At 39.3% G+C, this 12,482-nt stretch carries 15 protein-coding genes; 14 read left to right on the top strand and 1 reads right to left on the bottom strand.

The window, feature by feature from the left end:
- The first annotated feature begins 41 nt into the window (after nucleotides 1–41).
- From cobA to ACFPOH_RS00750, 7 genes are all read left to right on the top strand, one after another.
- Nucleotides 42–824, top strand: coding sequence for a uroporphyrinogen-III C-methyltransferase (gene cobA, locus ACFPOH_RS00720; RefSeq protein ID WP_390308572.1), 783 nt, complete (start codon nucleotides 42–44; stop codon nucleotides 822–824).
- A gap of 19 nt (nucleotides 825–843) precedes the next feature.
- Nucleotides 844–1,440: a cob(I)yrinic acid a,c-diamide adenosyltransferase gene (locus tag ACFPOH_RS00725; RefSeq protein ID WP_342469500.1), complete on the top strand. Its 597-nt coding sequence runs from the start codon at nucleotides 844–846 to the stop codon at nucleotides 1,438–1,440.
- A 14-nt stretch (nucleotides 1,441–1,454) separates the two neighbouring features.
- On the top strand, nucleotides 1,455–2,978 hold the full coding sequence (locus ACFPOH_RS00730; RefSeq protein WP_342469499.1) for a cobyric acid synthase: 1,524 nt from the start codon (nucleotides 1,455–1,457) through the stop codon (nucleotides 2,976–2,978).
- Nucleotides 2,979–3,258: 280 nt separating this feature from the next.
- Nucleotides 3,259–4,377, top strand: a complete 1,119-nt coding sequence (locus tag ACFPOH_RS00735) for a M20/M25/M40 family metallo-hydrolase (protein WP_208649817.1) — start codon at nucleotides 3,259–3,261, stop codon at nucleotides 4,375–4,377.
- A gap of 20 nt (nucleotides 4,378–4,397) precedes the next feature.
- Complete coding sequence (locus ACFPOH_RS00740; RefSeq protein ID WP_390308573.1) at nucleotides 4,398–4,874, top strand: chemotaxis protein CheW; 477 nt, start codon at nucleotides 4,398–4,400, stop codon at nucleotides 4,872–4,874.
- Nucleotides 4,875–4,946: 72 nt separating this feature from the next.
- Nucleotides 4,947–5,450: a DUF1648 domain-containing protein gene (locus ACFPOH_RS00745; RefSeq protein ID WP_342469496.1), complete on the top strand. Its 504-nt coding sequence runs from the start codon at nucleotides 4,947–4,949 to the stop codon at nucleotides 5,448–5,450.
- A 19-nt stretch (nucleotides 5,451–5,469) separates the two neighbouring features.
- The gene (locus ACFPOH_RS00750; protein ID WP_390308574.1) at nucleotides 5,470–6,147 is read left to right on the top strand and encodes a DNA alkylation repair protein; all 678 of its coding nucleotides are present in this window, start codon (nucleotides 5,470–5,472) and stop codon (nucleotides 6,145–6,147) included.
- On the opposite strand, the gene ACFPOH_RS00755 is transcribed toward ACFPOH_RS00750, so the two are convergent.
- Nucleotides 6,142–6,663, bottom strand: a complete 522-nt coding sequence (locus tag ACFPOH_RS00755) for a methylated-DNA--[protein]-cysteine S-methyltransferase (protein WP_390308575.1) — start codon at nucleotides 6,661–6,663, stop codon at nucleotides 6,142–6,144. The two genes, ACFPOH_RS00750 and ACFPOH_RS00755, sit on opposite strands and share 6 nt — an antisense overlap.
- A 161-nt stretch (nucleotides 6,664–6,824) precedes the next feature.
- On the opposite strand from ACFPOH_RS00755, the gene ACFPOH_RS00760 reads away from it, so the two are divergent.
- From ACFPOH_RS00760 to ribD, 7 genes are all read left to right on the top strand, one after another.
- Nucleotides 6,825–7,598, top strand: a complete 774-nt coding sequence (locus ACFPOH_RS00760; RefSeq protein ID WP_342581367.1) for an ABC transporter ATP-binding protein — start codon at nucleotides 6,825–6,827, stop codon at nucleotides 7,596–7,598.
- A 31-nt stretch (nucleotides 7,599–7,629) separates the two neighbouring features.
- Nucleotides 7,630–8,184: a signal peptidase I gene (gene lepB, locus ACFPOH_RS00765; RefSeq protein ID WP_342469492.1), complete on the top strand. Its 555-nt coding sequence runs from the start codon at nucleotides 7,630–7,632 to the stop codon at nucleotides 8,182–8,184.
- Nucleotides 8,185–8,327: 143 nt separating this feature from the next.
- On the top strand, nucleotides 8,328–8,978 hold the full coding sequence (locus ACFPOH_RS00770) for a precorrin-2 dehydrogenase/sirohydrochlorin ferrochelatase family protein (RefSeq protein WP_390308577.1): 651 nt from the start codon (nucleotides 8,328–8,330) through the stop codon (nucleotides 8,976–8,978).
- Between the two features lie 169 nt (nucleotides 8,979–9,147).
- Nucleotides 9,148–9,363 carry a hypothetical protein gene (locus tag ACFPOH_RS00775; protein ID WP_342469490.1) on the top strand — a complete coding sequence of 72 codons (216 nt, stop codon included), beginning with the start codon at nucleotides 9,148–9,150 and terminating at the stop codon, nucleotides 9,361–9,363.
- A gap of 236 nt (nucleotides 9,364–9,599) precedes the next feature.
- Nucleotides 9,600–10,355 (top strand): 3D domain-containing protein, encoded by a 756-nt coding sequence (locus tag ACFPOH_RS00780; RefSeq protein ID WP_342469489.1) that lies wholly within the window; start codon nucleotides 9,600–9,602, stop codon nucleotides 10,353–10,355.
- Nucleotides 10,356–10,603: 248 nt separating this feature from the next.
- Nucleotides 10,604–11,347: a GTP cyclohydrolase II gene (locus ACFPOH_RS00785; RefSeq protein ID WP_342469488.1), complete on the top strand. Its 744-nt coding sequence runs from the start codon at nucleotides 10,604–10,606 to the stop codon at nucleotides 11,345–11,347.
- A 32-nt stretch (nucleotides 11,348–11,379) separates the two neighbouring features.
- Complete coding sequence (gene ribD / locus ACFPOH_RS00790; protein ID WP_390308613.1) at nucleotides 11,380–12,474, top strand: bifunctional diaminohydroxyphosphoribosylaminopyrimidine deaminase/5-amino-6-(5-phosphoribosylamino)uracil reductase RibD; 1,095 nt, start codon at nucleotides 11,380–11,382, stop codon at nucleotides 12,472–12,474.
- The last annotated feature ends 8 nt before the right edge of the window (nucleotides 12,475–12,482 follow it).

The following is a 12,482-nucleotide window of genomic DNA, read 5'->3' on the forward strand; positions in this document are numbered from 1 at the left end:
ATTCAGTAAACAACAATGCAACTTTGTTCTGGGAGGGAAATATGAGCAAAGGAAAAGTATATTTAGTAGGAGCTGGACCTGGAGATGAAAAATTGATCACAGTCAAGGGGCTCGAATGCATACAGCAATCAGACTGCATTGTGTATGATCGGCTTATAAATCCATCATTGCTAGAGTATGCTCCCAAAAATGCAGAACGCATTTATTGCGGTAAATTGCCTGGAAAACATATGCTCATTCAAGAGGAAATTCATGAAATTCTTGTACAAAAAGCATTGGAAGGAAAGATTGTTACGAGATTAAAGGGAGGGGATCCCGGTGTTTTTGGAAGAGTAGGAGAAGAAGCCAGTATCCTCAAGCAGCATGGGATTCCCTTTGAAATTGTGCCTGGCGTTACTGCAAGTGTTGCAGCAGCCGAGTATGCCGGGATTCCATTAACCCATCGCGAATATGCATCCAGTGTTGCCCTTGTTACAGGACACGGATGTAAAGAAAATGGTCCTGATCATTTAAATTGGAGAGCACTCTCTGGAATCGATACGATTGCTTTTTATATGGGAGTTGGGAATTTACAGAATATTTGCCGTCAATTAATGCAAAATGGCAAAGCCCCCGGTACTCCGGTCGCGATTATCGAAAATGGTACGACGAAGGTACAACGAACCATTTCTGGAACATTAGATACGATTTCCCAATTGGCTGCGAGCGAAAAGATTACAAATCCTGCCATGATTATTGTGGGTGAAGTTGTAAAGGTAAGAGAACAAGCAATGTGGTTTGAAGATACCTTATATAAAACAAAAAACAATACCAATACACAATAATGGAAGGAGGAGAATGACAATGAAACATAAAGGACTCACTTTAATATATACTGGTGATGGTAAAGGGAAAACGACTGCAGCGTTGGGACTAACATTGCGTGCAATTGGCCGTGGAATGAATGTCTGTTTTTTACAGTTCATTAAATCGAAACAACGTATTTACGGTGAAGCCATTGCCTTAGAAAAATTAGGAGTTGCAATGGAACAATTAGGCCTCGGTTGCATTAGCCAAGGCGAAGAAGGGAAAGGCTCCGTTAAGGTTGAACAATTAGGAATCGGATTTACATGGACGAAGACACCGGAAGAGCATCGGGAAGCTTTGAAAAAAGGGTGGGAAATTGCAAAACAAGCCCTCCAAGATCCAACGATTGATTTATTAGTGTTGGATGAACTAAACAATGCTCTCAGTATTACAAACTTTCCGGTTGATGACGTAATTCCTCTTGATGAAGTGATCACAGCACTTCAAAATCGTCCAAAACATATGAATGTCGTGATTACAGGCCGTAATGCGAAACAAGAATTGATCGACATTGCAGATTTGGTTTCGACTATCGATTGTACGAAACATTATTATAATGAAGGAATTTCGGCGGTAAAAGGCCTGGAATTTTAAAGGAGAGAAAATATTTGCGTGCAAGTTCAATTATGATACAAGGAACGTCTTCTGATGTGGGGAAAAGTGTTCTTTGTACGGCACTTTGCCGCATCTTCTCCAATGCAGGATACAAAGTTGCCCCTTTTAAGTCTCAAAATATGGCATTGAATTCCTATGTTACCCAGAATGGGGAAGAAATCGGCCGAGCTCAAGGGGTGCAGGCAGAAGCTGCCAGGATAATCCCTAATTCAAAAATGAATCCGATTTTGCTCAAACCGAAACAAGATATGGTTTCGGAAGTCATCGTTCATGGGAAGCATTTTATGGATATGGGTGCAACAAATTATCGAGAGAACTTTACGCTGCAAGCAATGCCAATTGTGGAAAAAGCCATCCATGACTTGGAACAATCCTACGATATTATTGTGGCAGAAGGTGCCGGCAGCCCTGCGGAGATTAATTTAAAAGACCGCGACATTGCGAATATGCGGGTAGCAAAAATGCTGGATGCCGATGTGTTCCTCGTTGCAGACATCGACCGGGGCGGAGTTTTTGCTTCAATTGTCGGCACGCTTGCATTGTTGGATGAAGAAGAACGGAAACTTGTAAAAGGTATCATCATTAATAAATTTAGAGGGATGATTGAATTACTTCAGGATGGCATACAATGGCTTGAAAACTATACCGGAATTCCCGTTATTGGGGTTATCCCTTATTTAGACTGCCAGATTGAAGCTGAAGATTCTTTAGCCCTCGATACTTTAAAACTAAAAAACCCTAAAAAGAAATGCCCTATTGATGTGGCTTGTATTCAATTGCCGAGAATATCTAATTTTACAGACTTAGATCCGTTGTTTGAGGAGCCTGACGTAGGGGTACGCTTAGTTAGAGATGTGAAGGAGTTAGGAAATCCAGATTGCATCATCATACCTGGTACAAAAAATACAACGGGCGACTTAATGTGGTTAAAAGAAACGAAATTATTTGAAGCTATTCAACAATGTTATTCAAAGGGCAGCAGAGTTTTCGGAATTTGTGGCGGTTATCAAATATTAGGCGAGAAACTTCTCGATCCTGATGGTGTAGAAGGAAATTTGAAGGAAGTCTCAGGCCTTTCTCTACTGCCGATACAAACGATCTTTGAAAAAAATAAAAGAACGACCCAAACAAAAGGCAAAATTCATTCAACGCTTTTCCAAAAAGAAATTGAAGTGGAAGGATACGAGATTCATTTAGGCCAAACAAAGGTAAAGGAAAATGCATTACCTTTTTTACAATTAAATGATGGAACAACGGATGGTATTATTGTTCATAATGGGAAAGCCATTGGCACATATTTACATGGCATCTTCCAAAATCGCTATTTTACAAGGGCGTATTTTAATGAAATAAGAAAAAGTAAGGGGTTGAATCCATTACCAATGGAAGTACAAACGGATAAAGAGCGCCGTGAACAGGCATATGAAATACTGGCAGAACAAGTGCAAAGCTGTTTAAATATGGAATATATATATGCTTTATTAGAAAAACAAAAATTAATGAAAAATGGGAAGTAAATGTCGAATTACAAATAGCCTTCAATCCAAAGTATTTTTCGGATTGGGGGCTATTTTGCATTGCTTAGGATTCACCAATTTATGCTAGACTCCGCACTTATTTTCCTATCTGTGCTATAGAAACATCCCCTAACGCCATAATCAACAACACCCTTTCTGCTGGAAAATTAATAAGTTGAAAAGAAGAATTAACCTTTCAAACAATAAAACCTTTGTAATTGTATTCTGAAACAGTAAAGCGTAGAATGAGGATGAATAGTGGAAAAAAGGGGTTTTGAACATGGAAAATAGTCGTTTAGTGAATGAATTTATCGAGTTAGTCCAAATTGATTCAGAAACAAAACATGAGGAAAAAATAGCACCAATTCTTGTAAATAAATTGGAAGATTTAGGTTTTTCCGTTTATCAAGATGATGCTCATACACGCAATGGTCATGCGGCGGGAAATATTATCGCCACTTTGGAAGGATCATTGGATGTTGAACCGATTTATTTTACCGTACATATGGATACGGTTGTTCCTGGGAAGGGCATTAAACCACAAATAAAAGAAGATGGCTATATATATTCTGACGGCACAACCATTTTAGGCGCCGATGATAAAGCTGGAATTGCTGCACTTTTGGAAATGGTTCGCCGTCTTAAAGAACAGTCCATTGAACACGGTACAATACAATTCATTATTACAGCAGGCGAAGAAGATGGTCTTGCCGGCTCTAAGGAGTTGGATCGGGATAAAATTATTGCCAAGTACGGCTATGCGGTTGACAGCGATGGAAAAGTGGGAGGAATCGTTGTTGCGGCTCCTTATCAAGCAAAATTAAATGTAAAAATCTTTGGAAAAACAGCCCATGCAGGAGTGGAACCGGAAAAAGGGATTTCTGCTATTACATTGGCAGCGAAAGCCATTGCGGAAATGAAATTAGGGCGCATCGACCATGAAACAACAGCGAATATTGGGCGTTTTGAAGGCGGCAAAGCGACAAATATCGTTTGTGATGAAGTATTCATCCTAGCAGAAGCCCGCTCCATCCAAAAAGAGAAATTAGATAAGCAAACAGCTCATATGAAAGAAACTTTTGAAAAAGTGGCTGAAAAATTTGGAGGCCGCGCTGAAGTGGATGTACAGTTGATGTATCCGGGATTTTCAGTAGGTGAAACGGATAAAGTAGTACAAGTGGCAGTGGAAGCAGTAAAAAATGTTGGCAGAACACCTCAAATTGGGGTCTCTGGTGGGGGAAGCGACGCCAATGTCATTTCAAGTTTTGGCATTCCTACAGTCAATTTGTCAGTAGGCTATGAAAATATTCATACAACAAATGAACGAATGCCTATTGAAGAACTAGAAAAATTAGCCGATTTATTAGTAGAAATCGTTAAATGCGCAAGCAAGAAATAGTACAATTTGAGGTGATTTATTTGAAATCAGTCATTTTTCGCTGTGAGAATGAAGAATATGGAATCGCCATTGACCAAGTAGTTTCCATAGAAAAAATCGGCAAAATTACACCAATTCCCCATTTGCCCAAATATTTGATCGGTTTTACGCGCATTCGGGAAGAACTGATTCCGGTGCTTGATTTTAATATTATCTTATACAATAAACCAACTTCCGATCCGATGTCTCGAATAATTGTATTAAATACGGATATTGTGAATTTTGGTTTAGTGGTAAGCGAAGCAAAAGAGATTTTAGATATACGAGAAGACGATATTCAACAAGTAGGACTTGTGAATTATTCTCAAACGAAATATTTTACAGCAGTAGCGAATCTCGATAATCGGATGATTACCATTGTCAGTCCGAAAGTTTTAGTGAATTCGCTGGAAGGGATTCGGGAAATTATCGATTATTTACATCAATTGCTGGCGGAAGAAAAAGAAAGCAATGCTTGACAGACTTTATGGCTAGAAAAAGGTGTAGACCCTTTTCTAGCTTCATTTTTATAAAAGGTGGGATGAGGAGAAATGAAATATCCATATCGGCCAATACTGCACATTCCGAAAACGAAAACCGAAAAAATCTTTGACATCATCGGCATTGGCTGTTTTCTTGTATCGATTCTTTATATCGTTCTTCAATGGAACCATCTCCCTGATCAAATTCCGGGTCATTTTAATGGAAAAGGAGAAGTGGACCGTTGGGGGTCAAAATATGAACTATTTATTTTGCCTGTTATTGGTTTGTTTATTCTGTTGTTGAACACCGCTTTTGAAAAAGCGCCCCACATGCATAATTATCCAAAGCGGCTGAATGAATCGAATGTGGAAGCGTTTTATTTGAACAGCCGAAAAATGCTCAATGCGATGAAAAATTTATGCATGGTGTTCTTTGCCTATTTGAATTTTGAAATGGTTCAAATCGGATTGAAGCAGAAAGAATCCCTCGATCCATGGTTTATACCGGCATTTATCGTCATCGTTTTCATACCATTGGCCATCGGTATCTATAAACAATCGAAAATCAAATAATCCCCCATGGAGTGATATAATGAACGTCCGTCAAAAACTCATGGAATTGTCTGAAGAAAAATACCGGCTTTTTCAAAAAACATTAATTCCAAATCATGAAAACATTTTAGGGGTGCGTCTTCCGATTTTAAGAACGTTGGCAAAAGAGATTTCGGAAGAGGATTGGGAAGGTTTTCTGCGGAATGGGAAAGAGGAATTTTTTGAAGAAATCATGCTGAAAGGGATGGTCATCGGGCAGGTGAAACTGCCCTTGAAAGAAAGGCTGGATTGGATTCGATGGTTTGTGCCGAAAATCGATAATTGGGCTGTCTGTGACAGTTTTTGCAGTGGTTTGAAGTTTGCAAAAAAGCATCCGGATGAAGTTTGGCAATTTATTCTGCCATATTTTCGTTCCGACAAAGAATTCGAAATCCGCTTTGCGGTGGTCATGTGTTTGAGCTATTTTATTGAAGAATCTTATCTTCAAGAAATTTTCCGAATATTCAATGGAATTCATCATGACGGCTATTATGTAAAGATGGCCACAGCTTGGGCGATTTGTGAAGCCTATTTGAAATATCCGGAAGAATCAACAAACTTTCTTCGTTCGAATTCATTGGACGATTTTACACATAATAAAGCGCTGCAAAAAATCACAGAATCCCGTCGCATCAGCAAAGAAGAGAAAGAAATGATCCGGAAGTGGAAACGATCATGACATTAATAGGGAAATCCCTTCCATGTCCAACAAACGTTTTTTCACATCCAGCCCTCCGCTATATCCCGTAAGGCTTCCATTTTTTCCAATGACCCGATGGCAAGGGATGACGATCGATAACGGATTGCTGCCAATGGCGCCCCCGACGGCTCGGACGGCTTTAGGATTTCCGATTTGTCTGGCCACTTCACCATAAGTTGTCGTCTTCCCGTATGGAATATCGCATAACGCTTTCCATACTTCTTGTTGAAAAGGGGTGCCATGAAGATCGAAAGGCAATGAAAATTCTTTGCGTTGCCCGTTTAAATATTCAATGAGCTGTGAAATATACGGTTTCATAAATGATCCTTCTTCAATCACTTCACAATGGGGAAATCGTCTTCGGCAATATTGGGTCAATTCCTCCATGGAAGAATGGTCTGTGCCAACAAAAACCAACCCCTTTTCGGAAGAAGCGATATATAAGTGCATATATGGATGTTTGACATGTGCGGCATAAATGACTTTCTTTTCCAATCTGATCCCCCCGATTCATGCAATCCCTATTTGCTTTATGATAACGTAAAACTCATTTTTTATGGATATTTGTTCTATTCTAATTTTTATCACTTTTCTCAAAAAAACGATTTATTGTAATATTATATTATTATATATCATGGTAAGATGGGGGAAGAAAGTTGATACACTTAAAAGATGTAACGGTCATTCGGAATGGTAAATATCTATTAAAAGGGATCAATTGGGATGTAAATAAAGGTGAACATTGGGCCATTCTGGGATTGAACGGCTCCGGCAAAACTTCATTGTTGAACGTCATTAACGGATATTTATACCCGACTTCAGGAAAGGTTGAGGTGTTGGACCAGGAATTTGGGAAAACAAACATTCCGGAATTGCGGAAAGAGATCGGTTTTATCAGTTCTTCATTAAAGCAGCAATTAAAAGATTATGATATCGTGTTGAGCGTTGTGCTCAGCGGAATATTTGCATCCATTGGCTTGTATGAAGCGGTTGAGAAAAAAGATGTGGAAATGGCCCGCACACTCATGGAACAATTGGGAATTGAACATTTGGAAAATACCCGATACGGTATATTATCTGAAGGCGAGAAGCAACGGGTGCTGATTGCAAGGGCGCTTATGGCCAAACCGAAAATATTGATTTTGGACGAGCCTTGCAACGGATTGGATTTGATCGCCCGTGAAGAGTTCCTGGAATTTATCGATCGGCTAGCCAAACAAGAGTTTTGCCCAACATTGATTTACGTTACCCATCACGTGGAAGAAATTTTGCCTTGTTTTTCCCATGTTCTGTTAATGAAAGATGGGGAAGTATATGAAAAAGGATTGGCAAGTGATTTATTGACAGAGGAAACATTGACCCGGTTCTTCGGCCGCGAAGTATCCGTACAAGAACAGCAAAACCGTACTTGGATTGCAATCAAATCATGAAATACCCATTTCAATTAGAGGAGCAATGCGGATGAAAGAAAACAAAATCGTGAAAGAACTTGCATCTTGGTTTTTGGTAATTTTGATGGGGTATGCTATTGCATTCATATGCAGAGAGTATATCTTTTCCCCCGTCGTGGTGGATGGTGCCTCGATGTCTCCGACTTACGAAAATGAGGATATCATTCTGGTAAGCAAAATAAGCAAAATAGAACGATTTGATCATATTGTTTTTAAAGCTCCTTATGAAGACGAATATTATATTAAAAGGGTCATTGGCTTGCCCGGAGATACGATTGAAATGAAAGACGATGTTTTGATCATCAATGGAAAAGAGTATGAAGAGCCCTATGTGAATCGCAATTCAGTCTCGCAAATGCGCACGACGGAAAACTTTACTCTGGAAGAATTGACAGGGGAAAAGACTGTTCCGGAGGGCTATATTTTTGTATTGGGCGATAATCGTTTGAGAAGTTACGATAGCCGGCATTTTGGATTGATTCCATTGGATGATGTGTACGGAGAATCAAAAATGCGGATTTATCCATTGAAGAACATGAAAATTTTTTATAAACCTGTTGAGTGACACTTTTGAATGGATATTGGTACATATAAAAATTGTCATTTTGGGATTCCTGGGAACACCATTTTTCAATCGGGAAAAATGGTGTATTTTTTTATTAAGTTTTTTGTATTCACATCTAAAGCTTATCGAAGAAGGTGTTTGGCATGTATTATCCTATGATGATGAAATTGGAAGGAAAAAAGGTTGTCATCATTGGCGGCGGACGGGTTGCTTTTCAAAAACTGAAGGGGCTCGAAAATACGAAGGCGAAGATTACGGTTGTGAGTCCAACCATCATTCCGGAAATGGAAGAATGGCTGAACGAGCATGATGCCATATGGATTCAAAAGGAGTTTGAACCATCGGATATCGAACAGGCTGATCTCATTTTTGCAACAACAAATGATCCGAAAGTAAATCAAGCAATAGGGCTGCATAAAAAAGGGCATCAATTATTGCTTCGTGCGGATCATCCAAAGGAAAGCGATTTTATTACTCCAGCCGTGGTCCAGAGAGGAAAACTTACCATTTCGATTTCTACGGATGGGGCGAGTCCGGGTTTATCCAAAAAAATTAAAAAAGAGTTGGAACAACAATTTGATGAAAATTTTGGGGAATATGTGCAATTTCTGGAAGATGCAAGAAGGGTTGTTTTGAAACAAATCGGTGATGCATCCTTGAGAAAATCCATTTTGACCCGTTTATTGGATCCTGTTTTTTATGAGTTGACAATGGAAAGGAAATTGAAAAAAAGGGATCATTTGTTGATGGATTTGATAAAGCCGGCCATTAACGACGATAAAAATATTATGTAAACAAAAATGGTTGATTTGATCAATGTTTGTATCACGGATTTTAATTTTCCGGATGAATGGGAGTTCAGGCGGATATAAATGGGCTTGCTATAAATAAAAAAGGGGATGCCGCCCACACAGCCAATTGTAAACAAGTTTGCATACAATGCAGTAAGGAAGGGGGCAGACAATGTTTGAAAAAATCAAATATTTAATTGGAAAGCCCATTGGTGTTTATCTGAAAAACGGATTAAGCGTTTCCGGTGTATTGTGTGATGCAAACGAACACGAAATTTCCATCATGGAATATTTATACCAGGAAAAATTTGTACAGCGTCATTACGATTTTCATATGATTCAAGGTATTTATATGTTTCCAAGCTGCTCGGATGAATATTTAAACTGACGTCCTCTGGATTATATTCTGGAGGATTTATTTTGTTTCCCATTTTTGAATGAAATGAATCGGTTGAAAAAGGGAAATGTAGCGGTGTCTCAGTGCATCGCTACATTTTTTATTACTAGTTTATAAGGTGGATTAATTAATTTTATAAAAATATGAATAATAAATGAAACATTTGGGCATTACTTAGTACGAATTGACATTCAATAAGCAAGTTTGTTTGTTAAGGAGGACTAAGTATGCTAAGGAAAATCAGTTTATTATTATTATTGGCAATGACATTGTTTACTACATCGTTGACATATGCGGAAGAATTATCATTGGAAGAGTCTAGAATTGGAATATTAAAGAATCTGTTGGGAAACAGAGTGGTGGAAGATGCCATCACCCGTCAATTGGCTTTTGAAAAAGAAGATGAAGACTATATCATATACACTGTGAAAGAAGGGGACAACTTATTCCGGATTGCATATAATCATAGCGTCCCATTGGATTTGTTGATGGAATGGAATGACTTGGATGATACTTTGATCCATCCGGGAAAAGAATTGATCATTAAAACCGATGGAAAGTACAAAAAAGAATATAAACCGATTTCCGTTGTGGCTGACGCCACTCAACAAATCGCTCCAAAAAAAGAAAAAAATACAGCCAATCATGACGCTGCACAACAGGTTGTTGCCAGCGTTGAACCGGCATCTTCCGGGAAAGAATTGATGGTTACTGCGACAGCTTACACTGCATATTGCAAAGGTTGCTCGGGAACGACGGCCTATGGAATTAATTTACGTGAAAATCCCCATTTAAAAGTGATTGCCGTTGATCCGAACGTCATTCCACTTGGCACAAGAGTATGGGTGGAAGGATATGGGTATGCCATTGCCGGCGATACAGGCGGGGCCATCAAAGGAAATAAAATCGATGTTTTCATTCCTTCCTATGATGAAGCAATGCAATGGGGAGTAAAAAAGGTAAAAGTGAAAATCCTGGATTAATGAACTGAAAAATTGGTGCTAAATATCACTTCATTTTCAATCCCTTGAAAATGAAGTGTTTTTTTATTGAAAGGGTTTCCGAATGAAAGAATCAATTTTCAAACAGATATTACCACATAATGTAAACTGACTTGGAAAACACTTCTTTTGATTTTTGCAGTTATTTCAGATATATTTAAAAAAGCAACTATAATTCCTATTAAAAACATAGGATTTTTTTATAGATTCGTTGAATTTAGGTGATGAAAATGAAAAACTTGTTAATGAATAAAAACGATATTTTGCTGAAAAAAATGCAATTGATTCCATATAAAGATCATGAACAAATTTGCCTCGTCGGTCCTGTGAAATTGCCTGTGAAACAGGGGGATTTCGAGGCCACATTCCAATGGTATACGTGGTTGAAATTGGATCAACCCATCTCGACAAAAGAACAAGTGCTGGATTATATTTTAAGTGCAAACTTGCAAGAGTCCCAGCAATCTTCCGTATTGATTTACGGGGACTTCCAAAATGAAAAGGAAGCCCTGATTCGCATGCATAGCATCTGCCATACAGGAGATATTTTCGGCAGCCAGCGCTGTGATTGCGGCTATCAACTGCATGAATCCATGAAAATGATTGTGGAACATGGATGTGGGGCGATTTTTTACTTGGCCAATCACGAAGGGCGTGGAATCGGGTTATTTTCCAAATCGTTGGCCTACCTGTTGCAGGAAGAAGGCTACGACACGGTGGAAGCCAATCATGCATTAGGTTTTGAAGATGATTCGAGATCTTACGAAGAAGCGATTAAAGTGCTCGAAACATTGCGGGATAAACCGGTAACATTGATTACGAATAATCCAAGAAAACTGGAAGCCCTCAAACGCCATGGATTGCTTGCGGATAAACATATTCCAATATGGGGTGGATTAACGGAAACAAACCGGCGCTATTTGGAAACGAAAATCAAGAAGGCAGGACATATCCCGGAAAAGCAATTGTTTTAGGAGGGGTCAACGTGTTCACAGATCGGGATTTTATGGAATTGGCATTAACTATGGCGAAAACTGCAAAGGGAAAAACGAACCCCAATCCGCTTGTCGGAGCGGTGATTGTGAAAGACGGGGTGATTGTTGGAACCGGAGTCCATCGGAAAGCGGGGGAACCCCATGCGGAAGTCCATGCATTTAACATGGCCGGTGAACATGCAAAAGGGGCCACTTTATATGTAACCCTCGAGCCATGTTCCCATTACGGCAAAACCCCTCCTTGCGCAGATTTGGTAAAAAATTCTGGTGTTCAAAGGGTGGTGGTCGCAACCCTCGATCCAAATCCTAAAGTCTCTGGAAGAGGTGTTCAAATTCTTCGGGAAGCCGGTATTGAAGTTGAAGTAGGTTTATTGGAAAAAGAAGCTCAAAAGCTGAATGAACGCTTCTTCCATAATATGATCGCAAACCGCCCTTTTGTGACGTTAAAATATGCCATGACTTTGGACGGGAAAATAGCCACTCATTCAGGACATTCAAAATGGATTTCCGGAGAAGAATCAAGGTTGCAAGTTCATCAACTCCGCAACGAATCCGATGCGATTCTGGTTGGAATCGGTACGGTCTTAAAAGATAATCCTTTATTGACAACAAGACTTCCAAATCAGAAAGGGAAAAATCCGGTTCGTGTCGTTTTGGACAGCCGTTTGCAGATTCCGTTGGATGCGAATGTATTAAATGATGAAGCGAAAACGATCATTGTTACGACAACCGACGCCAATCCAAAGAAAATCGCGGAACTGGAAAAGAAAAATGTCACTTTTATCTATTGTTCAAAAGTTCAAAACGGCATCAATCTGGAAGAAATGTTGGAGCAATTATATAAACATGGAATAACCGATCTAATAGTGGAAGGCGGAGGAGAAGTGAATGCCTCCTTTGTTAGGGCGGGACTTGTCAATAAATATATTCTTTATATTGCGCCTAAAATTTTAGGAGGCCGAAATTCCATTTCCCCGGTTTCCGGTGAGGATGTGGATACGATGGATATGGCATCGAAAGTTGAAATTGACTCCATTGAACGGATCGGTGAAGATTTATGCATCATTGCCTATCCAAAGCCAGGTGAACTTCATGCCCAGTACTGATGTTTTGA

The organism is Ureibacillus suwonensis (assembly GCF_042655065.1).
Taxonomy (GTDB): Bacteria; Bacillota; Bacilli; order Bacillales_A; family Planococcaceae; genus Ureibacillus; species Ureibacillus suwonensis.